This is a genomic window from Colwellia sp. MB02u-10 (assembly GCF_014077185.1).
In the GTDB taxonomy this organism is placed as follows: Bacteria; Pseudomonadota; Gammaproteobacteria; order Enterobacterales; family Alteromonadaceae; genus Cognaticolwellia.
In genome coordinates this window covers 19,926-39,863 of record NZ_JACGVK010000108.1, presented here as the reverse complement: position 1 = coordinate 39,863, position 19,938 = coordinate 19,926, and the positions used below count along the sequence as shown (strand labels likewise).

At 40.9% G+C, this 19,938-nt stretch carries 10 protein-coding genes; 8 read left to right on the top strand and 2 right to left on the bottom strand.

Annotated elements, in window-relative coordinates; translation table 11 throughout:
• Positions 1 to 129 precede the first annotated feature (129 nt).
• The 6 genes from rpoB (at position 130) to tuf (ending at position 13,118) form a co-directional block, all read left to right on the top strand.
• Complete coding sequence (gene rpoB, locus H4J59_RS06530) at positions 130 to 4,158, top strand: DNA-directed RNA polymerase subunit beta (protein WP_182237861.1); 4,029 nt, start codon at positions 130 to 132, stop codon at positions 4,156 to 4,158.
• A 105-nt stretch (positions 4,159 to 4,263) separates the two neighbouring features.
• Positions 4,264 to 8,469 carry a DNA-directed RNA polymerase subunit beta' gene (gene rpoC, locus H4J59_RS06525; RefSeq protein WP_182237859.1) on the top strand — a complete coding sequence of 1,402 codons (4,206 nt, stop codon included), beginning with the start codon at positions 4,264 to 4,266 and terminating at the stop codon, positions 8,467 to 8,469.
• Between the two features lie 213 nt (positions 8,470 to 8,682).
• A complete protein-coding gene (rpsL, locus tag H4J59_RS06520; protein WP_011045492.1) occupies positions 8,683 to 9,057 on the top strand; it encodes a 30S ribosomal protein S12 in 375 nt (124 codons plus the stop codon).
• Between the two features lie 96 nt (positions 9,058 to 9,153).
• Positions 9,154 to 9,627: a 30S ribosomal protein S7 gene (rpsG, locus tag H4J59_RS06515; RefSeq protein WP_182233837.1), complete on the top strand. Its 474-nt coding sequence runs from the start codon at positions 9,154 to 9,156 to the stop codon at positions 9,625 to 9,627.
• Between the two features lie 141 nt (positions 9,628 to 9,768).
• The gene (gene fusA / locus H4J59_RS06510) at positions 9,769 to 11,865 is read left to right on the top strand and encodes an elongation factor G (protein WP_182237858.1); all 2,097 of its coding nucleotides are present in this window, start codon (positions 9,769 to 9,771) and stop codon (positions 11,863 to 11,865) included.
• Between the two features lie 68 nt (positions 11,866 to 11,933).
• On the top strand, positions 11,934 to 13,118 hold the full coding sequence (tuf, locus tag H4J59_RS06505; protein WP_146877790.1) for an elongation factor Tu: 1,185 nt from the start codon (positions 11,934 to 11,936) through the stop codon (positions 13,116 to 13,118).
• A 366-nt stretch (positions 13,119 to 13,484) separates the two neighbouring features.
• On the opposite strand, the gene H4J59_RS06500 is transcribed toward tuf, so the two are convergent.
• Complete coding sequence (locus H4J59_RS06500; RefSeq protein WP_182237856.1) at positions 13,485 to 15,488, bottom strand: methyl-accepting chemotaxis protein; 2,004 nt, start codon at positions 15,486 to 15,488, stop codon at positions 13,485 to 13,487.
• Between the two features lie 235 nt (positions 15,489 to 15,723).
• On the bottom strand, positions 15,724 to 17,829 hold the full coding sequence (fusA, locus tag H4J59_RS06495) for an elongation factor G (RefSeq protein WP_182237854.1): 2,106 nt from the start codon (positions 17,827 to 17,829) through the stop codon (positions 15,724 to 15,726).
• A 1,137-nt stretch (positions 17,830 to 18,966) separates the two neighbouring features.
• On the opposite strand from fusA (H4J59_RS06495), the gene rpsJ reads away from it, so the two are divergent.
• Both rpsJ and rplC read left to right on the top strand, forming a co-directional pair.
• Entirely contained in the window at positions 18,967 to 19,278 is a 312-nt protein-coding gene (gene rpsJ / locus H4J59_RS06490) for a 30S ribosomal protein S10 (RefSeq protein WP_070375080.1), read from the top strand.
• Positions 19,279 to 19,291: 13 nt separating this feature from the next.
• Positions 19,292 to 19,930 (top strand): 50S ribosomal protein L3, encoded by a 639-nt coding sequence (gene rplC / locus H4J59_RS06485; protein WP_182233833.1) that lies wholly within the window; start codon positions 19,292 to 19,294, stop codon positions 19,928 to 19,930.
• The last annotated feature ends 8 nt before the right edge of the window (positions 19,931 to 19,938 follow it).

Genomic DNA, 19,938 nt, shown 5'->3' with positions numbered 1-19,938 from the left:
CGCTAAAGAAAGTGGTTTTTTTTTGAACCAAAACAGCGCATTATTTGATGCTTGATAAAAAAAGTATCACTGCTATATCCTGTCTTTTTTAAGACAGATTCGGCCATAACCAGCAAGCTGAGGAACCCCATGGTTTACTCTTACTCTGAAAAGAAACGTATTCGTAAGGACTTTGGTAAAAGTGTTCAAGTAATGGATTATCCATTCTTGTTATCAATCCAACTCGAATCTTTCCGTAAGTTTATTGATATTGATCCAACAGGTGAAACAGGCCTAGAGGCTGCATTTCATTCTATTTTTCCAATTAAAGCTTATTCTGGTAGCTCAGAATTACAATTTGTAAGCTATCGTTTGGGCGAACCGTTATTTGACGTCAAAGAATGTCAAATCCGCGGTATCACCTACTCTGCGCCATTACGCGTTAAATTGCGTTTAGTCGTTTATGATAAAGAAGCGGCGGCAGGCACAGTAAAAGATATCAAAGAACAAGAAGTATACATGGGTGAAATACCATTAATGACTGACAACGGTACGTTTGTCATCAATGGTACAGAGCGTGTTATTGTTTCACAATTACACCGTTCTCCAGGTGTGTTTTTCGATCACGATAAAGGAAAAACGCATTCATCAGGTAAAGTGTTATATAACGCTCGTGTTATACCTTACCGTGGTTCATGGTTAGATTTCGAATTTGATCCAAAAGATAACTTATTTGTTCGTATTGACCGTCGTCGTAAATTACCTGCGTCGATAATTTTGCGTGCTTTAGAGTACTCAACGGAAGAAATTTTAGATATCTTCTACGATACAACAGAATTTTCTATTAAAGGCGATAAGCTAGTAATGGATTTAATTCCAGAACGCTTACGTGGTGAAACGGCTACTTTCGACATAAAATTACCTAAAGGTGATGTTTTAGTTGAGCAAGGCCGACGTATCACTGCTCGTCATATTAAATCGCTAGAAAAAGCTAAGCTTGAAAAATTAGAAGTACCTGCTGAATATATCGTTGGTAAAGTACTGTCTAAAGCTTACATTGACAAATCTACGGGTGAAGTCATTGCTGAAGCGAATGCTGAAATCACGCTAGAAATGTTAGCTGAGTTAAGCCAAGCTGGCCATAAAGTACTTTCTACTTTATATATGAACGAATTTGATGTTGGTTCATATATGTCAGACACATTACGTGTTGACAATTCAACTAACCGCTTAGAAGCGTTAGTGGAAATTTATCGTATGATGCGTCCAGGCGAGCCGCCAACAAAAGACGCAGCCGATACGCTATTTAACAACCTATTTTTTGCATTAGAACGTTATGACCTGTCAACAGTAGGTCGTATGAAGTTCAACCGTCGTGTTGGCAATGCTGATGATATTGGTACCGGTGTGTTATCTAAAGAAGATATCATTTCAGTGATGAAAACCTTAATCGGCATACGTGACGGTAAAGGTGAAGTTGATGATATTGATCACTTAGGTAACCGTCGTATTCGCTCTGTAGGTGAAATGGCAGAAAACCAATTCCGTGTTGGTTTAGTTCGTGTTGAACGTGCTGTTCGTGAACGTTTAAGTCTTGGCGACTTAGATGCGATCATGCCACAAGATTTAATTAACGCTAAGCCGATTTCTGCTGCCGTTAAAGAATTCTTTGGTTCATCACAATTGTCACAATTTATGGATCAAAACAACCCGTTATCAGAAGTGACGCATAAGCGTCGTATTTCTGCTTTAGGGCCAGGTGGTTTGACACGTGAACGTGCTGGTTTTGAAGTACGTGATGTACATCCAACTCACTACGGTCGTGTTTGTCCAATTGAAACACCGGAAGGTCCAAACATTGGTTTGATCAACTCGTTATCGTGTTATGCACGTACTAACGATTTCGGTTTCTTGGAAACACCTTACCGTAAAATTGTTGATGGTTTAATTACTGACGACATAGATTACCTGTCTGCTATTGAAGAAGGTAACTTCGTTATTGCACAAACCACTGCTGAAGTTGATGCAGAGGGTAAATTAGTTGCAGGCTTAGTGGCTTGTCGTCATAAAAACGAATTTACTTTGATGTCTGCTGAACAAGTTCAGTATATGGATGTTTCTCCACAGCAAATCGTTTCTGTTGCGGCGTCACTTATTCCATTCCTAGAGCACGATGATGCGAACAGAGCCTTGATGGGTTCGAACATGCAACGTCAAGCAGTACCGACATTAAGAGTGGATAAACCACTTGTGGGTACCGGCATGGAGAAAATTGTTGCTGTTGACTCTGGTGTAACTGTTGTCGCTAAACGTGGTGGTGTTGTTGCTTACGTTGATGCTTCACGTATTGTTGTTAAAGTTAATGAAAATGAAATGCACGCTGGTGAAGCGGGTATTGATATTTATAACCTAACTAAATACACCCGTTCAAACCAAAACACTTGTATCAACCAACGTCCAACTTGTCGTATGGCTGAGCCTGTAGTGCGTGGTGATGTGCTAGCTGATGGTCCTTCAACGGACATGGGCGAATTAGCCCTTGGTCAGAACATGCGTATCGCTTTCATGCCTTGGAACGGTTACAACTTCGAAGATTCAATGTTGTTATCTGAGCGTGTAGCTACTGAAGATCGTTTTACTACGATTCATATTCAAGAGCTAACTTGTATTGCTCGTGACACTAAGCTGGGCAGCGAAGAAATAACGGCTGATATTCCAAATGTTGGCGAGTCTGCATTATCTAAACTAGATGAAGCGGGTGTTGTTTATATTGGTGCTGAAGTTAATGGTGGCGACATCTTAGTGGGTAAAGTTACTCCTAAAGGTGAAACACAGTTAACGCCAGAAGAAAAACTATTACGTGCCATCTTTGGTGAAAAAGCAGCTGACGTTAAAGACAGCTCTTTACGTGTACCTAACTCAGTGTCTGGTACCATCATAGATGTACAAATCTTCACCCGTGACGGTGTAGACAAAGATGCTCGTGCTGTTGAAATCGAAGAAATGCAACTTAAACAAGTTAAGAAAGACTTGGGTGATGAGTTTAGTATTTTAGAAGATGGTATTTATGCACGTGCGAAAAAATTATTGCTAGGCTCAGGTTTAAATGAATCTGATCTTAACAGCATGTCTCGTGATAAGTGGTTAGTTCAAAACTTAGCTGATGAAGGTCAACAGTCTGAGCTTGAACAAATTGCTGAACAGTACGACAACATTAAAGCAGACTTTGATAAAAAGTATGAAGTTAAGCGTCGTAAAATCACTCAAGGTGCTGATTTAGCGCCAGGCGTGTTGAAAATTATTAAAGTGTATTTAGCGGTTAAGCGTCGTATCCAGCCAGGTGATAAAATGGCCGGTCGTCATGGTAACAAAGGTGTTATTTCAAACGTAGTACCTGTTGAAGACATGCCTTACGACCAATACGGTGTTCCTGTTGATGTGGTACTTAACCCATTGGGTGTACCATCACGAATGAACATTGGTCAGATCCTAGAAACACATTTAGGTATGGCTGCACGTGGTATTGGTGAAAAAATTAACCGTATGTTGGAAGCTCAATTAGAAATTCACAAATTACGTGAATTCTTAAAAGAAGTTTACAACCTAGGTGAATCTCGCCAAGAAGTTGATATTGATTCATTCTCAGATGATGAAATCATGCGCTTAGCGGGTAACTTACGAGCAGGTCTTCCGATTGCGACACCAGTATTTGATGGTGCCAGCGAGAAAGAAATTAAAGACTTATTTAAACTTGCTGATATGCCTGAAAGTGGTCAATTTACGTTGACGGATGGCCGTACTGGTCGTAACTTTGAGCGTCCAGTGACGGTTGGTTACATGTATATGTTAAAACTAAACCATTTAGTTGATGACAAAATGCATGCGCGTTCTACGGGTTCATACTCGCTAGTAACGCAACAGCCTCTAGGTGGTAAAGCACAGTTTGGTGGTCAGCGTTTCGGTGAAATGGAAGTATGGGCACTTGAAGCATACGGTGCTGCTTACACCTTGCAAGAAATGTTAACGGTTAAATCTGATGATGTTAACGGTCGTACTAAGATGTATAAAAACTTAGTTGACGGTGATCATCGCATGGAGCCGGGTATCCCTGAATCATTCAACGTATTGTTGAAAGAAATTCGTTCGTTGGGTATCAACATCGAATTAGATCAGGACTAAGCTACCTCAAGCTACATTGCTGACTTTTAGCGCAAGCTGAAGTCAGTACAGGGAGAGAACAGATAACTGTTCTCTCCGGTATTTAACTCCGACAGGAGAGAGTGTGTGAAAGATTTACTTAAGTTTCTTAAGCAACAAAATCAAACAGAAGAGTTCGATGGTATTCGCATCGGACTAGCTTCACCTGACATGATTCGTTCATGGTCATTTGGTGAAGTAAAGAAACCTGAGACGATTAACTATCGTACTTTTAAGCCGGAACGTGATGGTTTGTTCTGTGCGCGTATTTTTGGCCCAGTTAAAGACTACGAATGTCTTTGTGGCAAATACAAACGCCTTAAGCACCGCGGTGTAATTTGTGAAAAATGTGGCGTTGAAGTTACATTAACTAAAGTTCGTCGTGACCGCATGGGTCATATCGAACTAGCAAGCCCAGTTGCTCATATTTGGTTCTTAAAGTCATTGCCTTCACGTATCGGTCTATTACTAGACATGACGTTACGTGATATTGAGCGTGTGCTTTATTTTGAATCTTACGTTGTTACCGAACCTGGTATGACAACATTAGAGAAAAGCCAAATTCTAACCGAAGAAGAATATCTTGATGCGTTAGAAGAGCACGGTGACGAATTTGACGCCCTAATGGGTGCTGAAGCGGTACTTGCGTTATTACAACAGATTGATCTTGACGGTGAAGTAGCGCAAATGCGTGAAGAGTTACCTGAAATTGGTTCTGAAACAAAACGTAAGAAAATCACTAAACGTTTGAAATTGATGGAAGCATTCGCAGCATCAGGCAATAAGCCTGAGTGGATGATCATGAACGTTTTACCAATCTTACCACCAGATTTACGTCCGTTGGTACCATTGGATGGAGGCCGTTTTGCAACCTCTGATTTAAACGACTTATACCGTCGTGTAATCAACCGTAACAACCGTTTAAAACGTCTTCTAGACTTAGTTGCACCAGATATCATCGTACGTAACGAAAAGCGTATGTTGCAAGAATCTGTTGATGCCTTACTAGATAACGGTCGTCGTGGTCGCGCCATTACCGGTTCTAACAAACGTCCTCTTAAGTCACTTGCCGATATGATCAAAGGTAAGCAAGGTCGTTTCCGTCAGAATTTATTGGGTAAACGTGTTGATTATTCTGGTCGTTCAGTAATCACTGTTGGTCCAACGCTACGCTTACATCAGTGTGGTTTACCTAAGAAAATGGCACTTGAGTTATTCAAACCATTTATTTACGGTAAATTAGAAGCACGTGGCTTAGCAACAACAATTAAAGCAGCTAAGAAATTAGTTGAACGTGAAGGCGCTGAAGTTTGGGATGTGTTAGACGAAGTAATTCGTGAACATCCGGTTATGCTTAACCGTGCACCCACACTTCATAGATTGGGTATCCAAGCGTTTGAACCTGTACTAATTGAAGGTAAAGCGATTCATTTGCACCCGTTGGTTTGTGCGGCCTATAACGCCGATTTCGATGGTGACCAAATGGCGGTACACGTACCGTTGACAATCGAAGCACAAATGGAAGCACGTACGTTGATGATGTCAACGAACAACGTTCTTTCACCAGCTAACGGTGATCCAATCATCGTACCATCACAGGATGTTGTATTAGGTTTATATTACCTAACGCGCGATCGTGTTAATGGTTTAGGTGAAGGTATGACTTTTACCGACATCAAAGAAGTTGAAAAAGCTTACCGTACAGGCTTTGCTGAACTTCATGCCCGCGTGAAAGTTCGTATTACTGAACATGTTCGTAACAGCGATGGTGTGTATCAACCGGTTACTAAGCTGCGTGATACTACAGTGGGTCGTGCAATCTTATGGCAAGTATGTCCAGACGGCATGCCTTATGATCTTATTGATCAGCCACTAGGTAAAAAGCCAATTTCAAAACTGATTAACCATGCGTACCGTAACTTAGGTCTTAAAGATACCGTTATCTTTGCTGACCAGATTATGTACACAGGTTTCCACTACGCGATGATCGCGGGTGCTTCAGTTGGTATCGACGATATGGTTATTCCAGCGGCGAAATACACCATCATCGAAGAGTCAGAAGAAGAAGTTAAAGAAATTCAAACTCAGTTCGAGCAAGGTCTTGTAACTCAGGGTGAAAAGTACAACAAAGTTATTGATATTTGGTCATCTGCCAACGAGAAAATCTCGAAAGCTATGATGGACAACTTATCAAAAGAAACTGTGATTAACCGCGACGGTGAGCCAGAAGAGCAAGACTCTTTCAACTCAATCTACATGATGGCCGATTCAGGTGCTCGTGGTAGTGCTGCTCAGATTCGTCAGCTTGCAGGTATGCGTGGTTTGATGGCAAAACCAGATGGTTCAATCATCGAAACGCCAATCACCGCTAACTTCCGTGAAGGTTTGAACGTATTACAATACTTCATCTCTACTCATGGTGCGCGTAAAGGTTTGGCTGATACGGCATTGAAAACAGCTAACTCGGGTTACTTGACTCGTCGTTTAGTTGATGTTGCACAAGATTTGGTTGTTACTGAACATGACTGTGGCACATTAGACGGGCTACAAATGACACCATTGATTGAAGGTGGCGATGTTGTTGAACCGTTACGTGAACGTGTGCTGGGTCGTGTTGTAGCTGAAGATGTGGTTAGACCGGGTACCAATGAAGTTTTATTAGCGCGTAATACGCTAATTGACGAAGCTTTATGTGATTTCATTGAAGAAAATTCAATTGATCAAATGAAAGTACGTTCAATCATTACCTGTAAAACCGATTTTGGTATTTGTGCTCATTGTTACGGCCGTGATTTGGCCCGTGGACATATGATCAACCAAGGTGAAGCGATTGGCGTTGTGGCAGCACAATCTATCGGTGAACCAGGTACTCAGTTAACTATGCGTACGTTCCATATTGGTGGTGCGGCATCTCGTGCATCAGCAGAGAACAACGTACAGGTTAAGAATACAGGTACGCTGAAATTACAAAATGCTAAATTTGTAACTAACTCTGAAGATCACTTAGTGATTACCTCTCGTTCATCTGAGCTAACGGTAATTGATGAGCTTGGTCGCGAGAAAGAGCGTTATAAAGTACCTTACGGTACCATTCTTAATAAGAAAGATGGCGAAGTACTAAACTCAGGCGATATCATTGCTAACTGGGACCCGCATACGCATCCTATTATCACAGAAGTAGCGGGTAAGGTGCAATTCGTTGAGCTTATTGATGGCGTAACTATGGTTCGCCAAACTGATGATCTTACGGGTTTATCAAGTATCGTAGTCACGGACGTTGGTCAACGTAATACTGCGGGTAAAGAAATGCGCCCAGCAGTTAAATTGGTTGATGCTAAAGGCAACGATGTAATGATCGCGGGCACTGAAATTCCAGCACAATACTTCTTACCAGGTAATGCAATTGTTAACCTAGAAGATGGTGTAGAAGTTGGTATCGGTGATGCGTTAGCGCGTATTCCTCAAGCGTCGTCGAAAACGCGTGATATTACGGGTGGTTTGCCACGTGTAGCTGATTTATTTGAAGCGCGTAAGCCAAAACTTCCAGCAATATTAGCTGAGAAGACAGGTATCATCGCCTTCGGTAAAGAAACTAAAGGTAAAGTGCGTTTATTAATCACACAACCTAGCGGTGAAGTATACGAAGAGATGATCCCTAAAATGCGTCAATTAAACGTGTTTGAAGGTGAATCTGTACTTAAAGGTGAAGTTATTGCCGATGGTCCAGAGTCTCCACATGACATCTTACGTTTACGTGGTGTGGCACCAGTAGCTAACTATATTGTTAACGAAGTACAAGAAGTGTACCGTTTGCAAGGTGTTAAGATTAACGATAAGCATATTGAAGTTATCGTGCGTCAAATGATCCGCAAGTGTGAGATCTTAGATGCCGGTGATAGTACCTTCCTTAAGGGCGAAGTCCTGGAAGTTGCCCGTGTCAATATCTCTAATCGTGAATTAGAAGCTGCAGGTAAACAACCCGCTGAATACGAAATGCAAATGATGGGTATTACTAAAGCATCATTAGCCACTGAGTCATTCATCTCGGCAGCCTCTTTCCAAGAAACGACGCGTGTACTGACTGAAGCAGCGGTAGCTGGTAAGAAAGACAAACTTCGTGGCTTAAAAGAGAATGTTATTGTTGGTCGCTTAATCCCAGCAGGTACTGGTTATTCTTATCATCAAGAACGTGCGCGTGCTAAAAACGCCGTTCCTGTAGAAGAAGTAAAAGTATCAGCTGACGACGCAGCACAAGCATTAACGGATGCTTTGAATGCAGATTTGTCTTCTTAGTCAATCGTATTGAAAAAGTGGTTAAAGCAGATGATTAACCTGTCTATTGCGAGTAAAGCTTGACAGGTTAAAGCTTGACCTATAGAATTCCGCGACCCTGTATTCCCTACTTTTAAGTATTGAATATGAGGTCGCGGATTTTCACGTTTATAAGGGTGTAAATTTCCCCATTGATTGGAATTTACACAAATTTAACTAATCGGGAGCTATTTAATGGCAACTATTAACCAATTAGTACGTAAACCACGTGTAAGACAAGTAACTAAAAGTAACGTACCAGCGTTACAAGCTTGTCCACAACGTCGTGGCGTATGTACTCGTGTGTATACAACTACACCAAAAAAACCTAACTCAGCATTACGTAAAGTAGCTCGTGTTCGTTTAACTAACGGCTTCGAAGTAACTTCATACATCGGTGGTGAAGGTCATAACTTACAAGAGCATAGTGTTATCTTGATTCGTGGTGGTCGTGTTAAAGATTTACCAGGTGTGCGTTACCACACCGTTCGTGGTGCACTTGATTGTTCAGGTGTAAGCGACAGAAGACAAGGCCGTTCTAAATACGGTGCTAAACGACCTAAATCTTAAGCTATTTTATTTCTTTAATTAGAGATAGAAAGCGTTAAGTAAGGCCAAATAAAATATTAAATTTTGGGTTATACCTGAAAAAAACGGAGAATTAAGATGCCAAGAAGACGCGTCGTAGGGCAACGTAAGATATTGCCAGATCCTAAGTTCCATAACGAACTTTTAGCAAAATTCATCAACATCCTTATGGTTGATGGTAAAAAATCTACTGCAGAAAAAATTGTTTACGGTGCATTAGACATTTTAACTGAGAAAAGCACTGAGAAGACTCATCTTGAGTTATTCGAAACAGCGTTAGACAACATCCGCCCACAAGTGGAAGTAAAGTCTCGTCGTGTTGGTGGTTCTACTTACCAAGTTCCAGTTGAAGTTCGTCCTGTGCGTCGTAATGCACTAGCCATGCGTTGGTTAGTTGAAGCATCTCGTAAACGTGGTGAAAAATCAATGGCTCAGCGCCTAGCTAACGAAATGTTAGATGCGTCTGACAGCAAAGGTTCAGCGGTTAAGAAACGTGAAGACGTTCACCGTATGGCCGAAGCTAACAAAGCATTCGCTCACTACCGTTGGTAGGCACTATGAATTAGCAAGATTTGCTGATTTTATAGTAACAAGCGTAATGCCGTGGTTATCACCGAATATCAACATTGATATAAAGTGATAACCACAACTGTTTTACAATCTGAGATAAAGTCTCAGAAAGAGGAATAAATTGTGGCACGTATAACCCCTATTGAGCGTTACCGAAATATTGGTATTTGTGCTCATGTCGATGCCGGTAAAACGACAACAACAGAAAGGGTACTTTTCTACACTGGTCGTTCACATAAGATCGGCGAAGTTCATAATGGCGCAGCCACTATGGACTGGATGGAGCAAGAGCAAGAGCGTGGTATAACCATAACTTCTGCGGCAACAACTTGTTTCTGGAAAGGCATGCAAGCCCAGTTTGAAGACCATCGCATTAATATCATCGACACCCCTGGTCACGTAGACTTTACGATTGAAGTAGAGCGTTCATTACGTGTATTAGACGGTGCGGTATTAGTATTATGTGCTTCTTCAGGAGTTCAACCACAAACAGAAACTGTTTGGCGTCAAATGGAGAAATACTCTGTTCCACGGATAGTTTTTGTTAATAAGATGGACCGCACAGGTGCAGACTTCTTATTAGTAGTTGAGCAACTTAATTCTCGCTTAAAAGCTAATGCAGTGCCCATTCATTTAGCAATTGGCGCTGAAGATGACTTTACTGGTGTTGTCGACTTAATCAAGATGAAAGCCATTAACTGGAACGAAAGTGACCAGGGTATGACTTTTACTTATGAAGATATCCCAGCAGAGATGCTAGAGCAAGCCGAACATTGGCATGAACATCTGGTCTCTGAAGCTGCAGAAGCCTCTGAAGAATTAATGGATAAATACCTTGAAGAAGGTGACTTATCCGAAGCAGAAATAAAATCTGCGCTGCGTACGCGTACGCTAAACAATGAAATCGTCCTTTGTGCTTGTGGCTCAGCTTTCAAGAACAAAGGCGTTCAAGCAGTACTTGATGCTGTTGTAGAATTTTTACCTTCGCCAACTGATGTTGAAGCGATAAAAGGTATTAATAACGACAAAAACGAAACTGAAGGTTTTCGCGAAGCTGATGATAAAGCGCCATTTGCTGCTTTAGCATTTAAAATCGCCACTGACCCATTTGTCGGTACGTTAACGTTCTTTCGCGTCTATTCAGGTGTAGTAAAAACTGGTGACAGTATATACAATCCTGTGAAAGGTAAAAAAGAACGTTTAGGTCGTATTGTGCAAATGCATGCAAATGACCGTCAGGAAATTAAAGAAGTAAGAGCAGGCGATATAGCTGCGGCTATTGGTCTTAAAGATGTCACTACAGGTGATACTTTATGTGATGTGAATCACGTGATTACGCTCGAACGTATGGAGTTTCCTGAACCAGTAATTTCTGTAGCAGTTGAGCCAAAAACTGTCGCTTCCCAAGAAAAAATGGGCATTGCGTTAGGTAAATTGGCCGCAGAAGATCCGTCATTTAGAGTAGTCTCTGATGAGGAAACGGGTCAAACCATCATTTCAGGTATGGGGGAATTACACCTCGATATCCTAGTTGAACGCATGAAACGTGAATTTGGCGTTGAATGTAATGTCGGTAATCCACAAGTGGCTTATCGCGAAACCATTCGTTCGACGGTTGAAGTGGAAGGTAAATTTGTTCGTCAATCAGGTGGTCGTGGTCAATTTGGTCATGTTTGGTTGAAAATGGAGCCCTTACCCAAAGGTGAAGGCTTCGAGTTTGTTAATGAAATTGTCGGTGGTAGTGTTCCAAAAGAATTTATCCCCTCAGTTGAACAGGGTTGTAGAGAGCAGATGGACAGTGGTGTGTTAGCGGGTTACCCGTTATTAGACATCAAAGTCACGCTCTACGATGGCTCTTTTCATGACGTTGACTCAAACGAAATGGCGTTTAAAGTCGCTGCATCAATTGGTTTTAGACAAGGGGCGCTAAAAGCGTCACCGGTAATTCTTGAGCCAATGATGAAAGTTGAAGTTATTACGCCAGACGCAAACATGGGTGATGTTGTTGGTGACTTAAACCGTCGCCGTGGCATGATCGATGGCATGGACGAAGGTCCAGCTGGTTCGAAGATAGTGAATGCATTTGTGCCGCTATCTGAAATGTTTGGTTACGCTACTGCATTGCGTAGTGCAACTCAAGGTCGCGCATCATACTCAATGGAGTTTCACGAATACAGTGAAGCACCAAAGGCTGTTGCCGACAAAATAATTGAATCTTAGTAAGGCTTTTTGAAAGTCTGGCTCGGTCTTTTGGCCGGGCTTTTAATAAACTTTAAGGTAATTGAAAAATGGCTAAAGCAAAATTTGAACGTTTAAAACCGCATGTTAACGTTGGTACTATTGGTCACGTCGATCACGGTAAAACAACTTTAACAGCTGCTATCTCTGCAGTATTAACTAAAGTTCACGGTGGTGAAGTTAAAGATTTCGCACAAATCGATAACGCTCCTGAAGAACGTGAACGTGGTATTACCATTAATACTTCTCACATTGAGTATGATACAGCTGCACGTCACTACGCGCACGTAGATTGTCCTGGTCACGCCGATTACATCAAAAACATGATCACCGGTGCTGCACAAATGGATGGCGCTATCTTAGTAGTTGCTGCTACAGATGGTCCTATGCCACAAACACGTGAGCACATCTTGTTATCACGTCAAGTTGGCGTACCTTTCATCATAGTATTCATGAACAAATGTGATGTTGTTGATGATGATGAATTATTAGAATTAGTAGAAATGGAAGTTCGTGAACTTCTTTCTGAATATGACTTTCCAGGTGATGATTTACCGGTAATTCAAGGTTCAGCACTTGGCGCTCTTCAAGGCGACGAGAAATGGGAAGCGAAAGTAATCGAACTTGCTGATGCATTAGATAACTACATTCCAGAGCCAGAGCGTGCAATTGATGGCGCATTCATCATGCCTATTGAAGATGTATTCTCAATCTCAGGTCGTGGTACGGTTGTAACAGGTCGTGTTGAACGCGGTATTGTTAAAATCGGCGACGCAGTTGAAGTTGTTGGTATTCGTGACACACAAACATCTACTTGTACAGGTGTTGAAATGTTCCGTAAGTTACTTGACGAAGGTCGTGCTGGCGAGAACTGTGGTGTTCTTCTTCGTGGTCTTAAGCGTGAAGACGTTGAACGTGGTCAAGTACTATGTAAGCCTGGTTCAATTTCTCCTCATACTAAGTTTGAGTCAGAAGTATATGTACTAAGCAAAGATGAAGGTGGTCGTCATACGCCATTCTTTAAAGGCTACCGTCCACAGTTTTACTTCCGTACAACGGATATTACTGGTGCAGTAGAGCTTCCTGAAGGTGTTGAAATGGTAATGCCAGGCGACAACTTGAAGTTTGTTGTAGAGCTTATCAACCCAGTAGCGATGGACGAAGGTTTACGCTTCGCTATCCGTGAAGGTGGTCGTACAGTTGGTGCTGGTGTTGTATCTAAAATTATCGCTTAATTTTAGAAGACATTAACACGATAAAAAAAGACGCTTAGGCGTCTTTTTTGTTTTATAGTTGAGCTATAGTGAAGTTGAAATAAGTCAATAGTTGCTAGCGTAGTATAGTAGTATCTGCTTTACTCTACCGAATAATTGCTTGATTTTAGAACAGATTAATACAATAAAAAAGACGCTTAGGCGTCTTTTTTGCTTGGTGGCTGAGTGCTAGTATTAGCTTTATTTTTATCACAAATCTAAAGTAGTGATTGGGGTAATGCTTGAAACAGGTACCTTTATCAGCAAGTAAGCCTCTAAGTAGTGCGTTAATCGCGGCATGAATTCACACCACGACGGTTTTGAGTCTGTAGAGGGTTTTCGCCTAGGCTAAACGTTAAATTGGTTGACGACTTTTGACAATGAATTAGCTTGATCAGATAAATTGGCCAGACTAGTTTTCATCGTTGTAGAGACATCAACAGTATCGTCAGTTAACACTCTGACGTTCTCAATATTTTTCGATACTTCCTCGGCGACATTGGCTTGTTGTTCGACGGCATGGGCTACTTCAAACGTTTGGCTCTGAAACTGACCAATAACCTCAGCTACATCAGCTAATACTTGCTGTACTTGGTGTGTTAGCTGGACACTGTTTTCTGCCTGCAGGCAGCTAGACTCCATCACTCCTACTGCATTTAACGCGGTTGCTTGTAGCTCTTCAATGATGCGTTGGATATTGGCGGTAGATTCTTGGGTACGTGACGCCAGGGTGCGAACCTCATCAGCAACAACAGCAAAGCCTCGGCCTTGTTCTCCGGCTCTAGCTGCTTCAATGGCGGCGTTTAACGCCAATAAATTTGTTTGTTCAGCGATACTGCGTATTACGGTGACAACATCACCAATGGTTTGCGTGCCTGTTTTTAGTTGTTGCACAACTTGTGATGCGTCATCAACATTATTTGAAAGCTGTTGAATGCCAACGGTGGCTTGGTTAACAACGTCAGAGCCTAACGTTACTTTCTCTTCAGCTCTCGTCACCAATTGTTTTGAATAATTTGTGTTGTTAGATATGTCGATGCTTGTTTGAGCTAATTCGGTGGCTGCGGTGGCTACAAGATCTATTTCTCGTTTTTGCGCTTCAACAATATGAGCTGTTTTTTTGCCGATTTTCTCTGCGGCGTCACTTGAAGCTGACACTTCTTTAGTAATAATGATAGTTTGACTGACCAGTTGTTGAATTGAATCAACAAAGAGGTTGAATTCACCAACCAACTTGCCAATTTCATCGTTCTTTAACGGCGCTATTCTTTGGGTTAAATCGCCATCGCCATCGGCAATGTCTTTCATAGCATTTCTAAGGCTTGTTATGCGGTTAACGAAAGGTAATACGCTTAGCCACACTACAATAGCAATCATAATAATAATCGCGACAACAACAGCAACAGAAGACCTAAAAGCTGCTTCGACTGGCTGTGATATGAGTTGCTCGGGGACCAGAAAGCCAAGTTTCCAATTCATTAGCGGATATTCACTTTTCACTTGATTAAAAATGACTTGATAGTCTATGCCACGCAGAGATACCTGAGTAATACCACTATCGTTCTGCGCAAGGGTCGTTTGTAATTGTGAAAAGCCCGATGTGTTTGAGAATTGACTATCTACACTGGCCATAGAGTCTCCAGGTTTGAAGTTATCATCAAAGCCAGGGAAGAATACTAATTTTCCTGTGTCTGTTATTAAGAAGGCTTCGCCTTCGTTTTTATATTTAATAGGGGCGAGTAAATCATGTCCTATGGTGGTAATTAAAATGTCCATACCGCCAATACCTAATAATTGTCCACCGGGTAAATAGTAGGGTGAAGTAATAGTGGCTGAAATGGAACCGTCGTTATTGTCTACTGCGGGTTCAGTAACATACATTGTGGCTACGCTAAGACTGTTCGACCACCAAGGCCGCTCATTAGTGAAATATTTTTCATCGTCATAACGACCATTTAGGTCGAAATATTCATGGGTATTTTCGCTACCAAAAAATACACTTTTTATCGCAGGGTCTTTTTCTGAAAAGTATTTAAAATAACGAGTCACATCTTGGTATTGCTTATTATCACTGATATTGGAAAGTCGTTGATCGTAGTTATTAAACCAATCAATGACCAAGGGATTAGAAAAGACACTATGATTTATTTGGCCTTTTGCGACAAAAAATTCTTTCACCTTGGTTGATTGTAAAGTAACAATATTCTCTATGTCAGAGATAATTTGATCTCTGGTATTATCACTAACATTGGATAAAATAAAGAATGAGGTAATGACCAGTAGTATGGCAACTGCACTTGATATGGTAATCACCAGTTGACGCATTATTGATCGACTAAAAAAATTGAACATACTATTTTATACCTATTTTATGAATCTTATTATTAAGAGGATAAATTGTACTACTATCAGTAATAACGTTAGTAATAACAGATGTATGTAAAATTAATGTAACATCGCACCTAAAGAAAATAGTATCATGTGCTTTATCTGATGGCTAGATTTTGCGCGCGCTTGCTGAGGATATTTCAGGCAATAAAAAAGGATGCCGAAGCATCCTTTTATAAAAAGACTAAAAGTAAGGGAATTACTTTTTAGCTTTAGCTTTAGCTGCTTTCATTTCTTTTACTTCAGCAATAACGGCTTCTGATACGTTGTTTGGACATGGAGAGTAGTGAGAGAATTCCATAGAGAATTGACCACGACCTGATGTCATTGTACGTAAAGTTCCGATGTAACCGAACATTTCTGAAAGAGGTACATCAGCTTTAATACGAACACCAGAAACACCGGCATCTTGACCTGCGATCATGCCACGACGACGGTTTAAATCACCAATAACATCACCAACGTGATCATCAGGCGTAAACACATCAACTTTCATGATAGGTTCGATTAACTGGGCACCAGCTTTTGGAATTGATTGACGGAAAGCACCACGAGCAGCGAGTTCAAATGCAACAGCAGATGAATCGACAGCATGGAAGCCACCATCGTATAATTCAATTTCAACGTCAAGTACAGGGAAACCAGCAAGAACACCAGTATCCATCATGCCTTTGAAGCCTTTTTCAATAGCTGGGAAAAATTCTTTTGGTACATTACCGCCAACAACTTTTGATGAGAATGTAAAACCAGAATTTGGTTCACCTGGACGGATGATATAATCAATTTTACCAAATTGACCAGAACCACCAGATTGTTTCTTATGCGTATAGCTATCATCAATTTCTTGAGTAATAGTTTCACGGTAAGCAACTTGTGGTTTACCAACAGCTAATTCAACACCGTAGGTACGTTTTAGAATATCTACTTTGATATCTAGGTGAAGTTCACCCATACCAGACAAGATTGTTTCACCTGAATCTATGTCAGTTTCAACTTGGAATGTTGGATCTTCAGCAACCATTTTACCGATTGCAATACCCATTTTCTCAGTTGAACCTTTATCTTTAGGTGTTACAGAAATTGAAATTACAGGCTTAGGGAATACCATAGCTTCTAGGATGATTGGGTGTTTGGGATCACATAATGTGTGTCCTGTCTGAACGTTACTTTTCATACCAACAATCGCGATGATATCACCGGCTTGTGCTGAAGTAAGTTCTTTACGTTCATCGGCTTGCAGTTCACACATACGGCCAACACGCTCAGTTTTTCCTGTTGCAGCATTAAGAATGCTATCGCCTTTCTTCAACGTACCTGAATAGATACGTACGAAAGTTAATGTACCAAAACGGTCATCAGTGATTTTGAATGCTAACGCTTTGAATGTTTCATCTGCAGAAACGATTGCGTATTTACCATTAGGCTCACCTTCTTCATCAGTAAGTGGTTGTGGATCAACATCCACTGGTGACGGTAAATAATCAACAACGGCATCAAGAATGTTTTGAACACCCTTGTTTTTAAAAGCAGAACCACAGTAAGTAGGGAAGAAGTCCATAGTACGTGTTCCTTTACGGATACAACGTTTGATATCTTCCATAGATGGCTCTGTGCCTTCTTCTAGATATGCTTCGAAAAGGTCATCATCTTGCTCAAGAGCAGTTTCAAGAAGCATTTCGCGATATTCTTCTACTTTATCAACCATGTCCGCAGGTACATCAGTGATTTCGAAGTTTTCTGGAAGACCGGTTGCATCCCATATCCATGCTTTTCGGGTAAGTAGGTCAACAACACCAGAAAACTCATCTTCTTCACCAATTGGCAACACCATGATAAGTGGGTTAGCACCAAGTACTGTTTCAGTTTGTTTAACAACGCGATAAAAATCAGCACCGAGACGATCTAGTTTGTTTACAAAGATAATCCGGGCAACTTTTGAGTCATTCGCATAACGCCAGTTAGTTTCTGATTGTGGCTCAACACCACCAGAGCCACAAAATACGCCAATACCGCCATCAAGTACTTTAAGTGAACGGTAAACTTCAACGGTGAAATCAACGTGACCAGGAGTATCGATTACGTTAAAACGGTGATCGTCCCAAAAACAACTTACCGCAGCAGACTGGATGGTAATACCGCGCTCAGCTTCTTGTTCCATGAAGTCAGTCGTAGATTCACCATCATGCACTTCACCTGTTTTATGGATCTGACCGGTAAGTTTAAGGATACGTTCAGTTGTTGTGGTTTTACCAGCATCAACGTGAGCGAAGATACCAATGTTTCTGTATTTAGATAAATCTGCCATTACTTTACTCTATTTAAGTCGCTACTAAAAAAGCGGAATTGTTGAAAATTTGCGCGCGAGTATACCATTACTCAAGACAAATCGACATAAAAAATCATTTAAGTTTGCTAATTTCTGCTCAGCGCAGTTAAAAATCTCAGTTGTGAGGCATATTTGCTAGTATTGAGATAATAAATAAAAAAATAACAAACCAATGGCTCTGCTTATATATGGCTATTAAATATAGCCGTTTAAAAACTACAATGAAGTTTGAATCAAGGCCATACGGCTTTAAATAGTGTTTTGACAGTTTTGACAGTTTTGATATTTTTTATAACGCTTGAGCTAACACCATAATAGTTCAATAAGACTATACCCGGCTTATTTCAATATACTGTTTTAGCATTAAACTAGGCAATCAGATTAAGGGACAATTTGCAGGTAAGTGTAATTTTAAGGTAAGTGTAATTTGGGTTCAGTGCTGCTTTAATGGTAACAGTTGCGAGACAGCTGCACTGATAAAGTAATAAATCATCGACGTGAGAGAAAATTATTGCTCTCGTTTATCGACGGTTTTGCTTGCTAGCCTAAAGATTGTTGAGTGTTTTTCCTCCCAACATTTATAAGCTCTGACAGACTAAATTTACTAGGCTGTTGGGAAGGTAATTAGCTTGATACCATATTTGTATGAGAATTTGATTAAGTATGACGGCAGGAAGCGATTTTGCTAGCGTCAGCTTAGCTTCGCACAGACAAGTTATTACAGGCTCATCTGCTATATTATTGATCACAACGATAACACAATTATTTCTGATTCGGACAGCCTAGTTTACACCATACTCATCATTGATAATCTAGCCTTCAATCCATATATAGCTGAGCCTTTCTAGACTGGCAAGCCTGTATTTAGCAACGAAAAGGCTATAGGTGTTAAAGTTGTTAAATAAATAGTTGAAATTATCATCGCTCTCTGTATAATACGCCTCCACGTCGAGCTCGTCTCAACGTGTTTATCAGTTAACGTATTAGTTTTAATTATTAATAGTTAACACACAGCAACTCCGATATGGAGTTGAATGTTATAGCGATACTCCCCCCTTTTATATAAAAAGGTGATGGGCAGTATTTTGTTGTTCTTTAAAATGGGGATTTGTCTTAATGTCAAATCAAAGAATTCGCATTCGTTTGAAAGCGTTCGATCATCGTTTGATTGATCAATCAACAGCTGAAATCGTAGATACTGCTAAACGTACTGGCGCACAGGTTCGTGGTCCAATTCCACTTCCTACACGCAAAGAACGTTTCACTATCTTGACTTCACCACACGTTAACAAAGATGCACGTGATCAGTACGAAATTCGTACTCACAAACGCATGATTGATATCGTAGAACCAACTGAGAAGACTGTAGATGCATTAATGCGTTTAGATCTTGCAGCTGGTGTTGACGTTCAAATCAGCTTGGGTTAATAGGAGTTTTAACATGACTATAGGTCTAGTTGGACGTAAAGTGGGCATGACTCGCATCTTCTCTGAAGATGGCGTATCTACTCCTGTAACCGTCCTAGAAGTTGAAGCGAACCGTGTTGCTCAGGTTAAAACTGTTGACAACGATGGTTATTCGGCGCTTCAAGTTACCACGGGAAGCAAAAAAGCTAACCGTGTTAACAAGCCAACAGCTGGTCATTTTGCGAAAGCTGGTATCGAAGCAGGCCGTGGCCTGTGGGAATTCCGCTTAAATGCAGATGAAGGCGAAGGTCTTGTAGCTGGCAGTGAAATCACTGTGCAGTTATTTAACGACACGAAATTAGTAGATGTTACTGGCACCTCAAAAGGTAAAGGTTTCCAAGGTGGTATTAAGCGTTGGAATTTTTCAATGCAAGATGCAACTCATGGTAACTCACTATCTCACCGTTCAAACGGTTCGATAGGTATGTGTCAAACACCAGGTCGTGTTTTCAAAGGCAAAAAAATGTCTGGTCACATGGGTGCTGCAAAAGTTACAACGCAAAACCTTGAATTGGTTCGTGTTGATGTAGAACGTAACTTGCTCCTTATTAAAGGTGCGGTTCCGGGTGCAATCAACGGTAGCGTAATCATCAAACCAGCTGTTAAAGCCTAGTCCAGGAG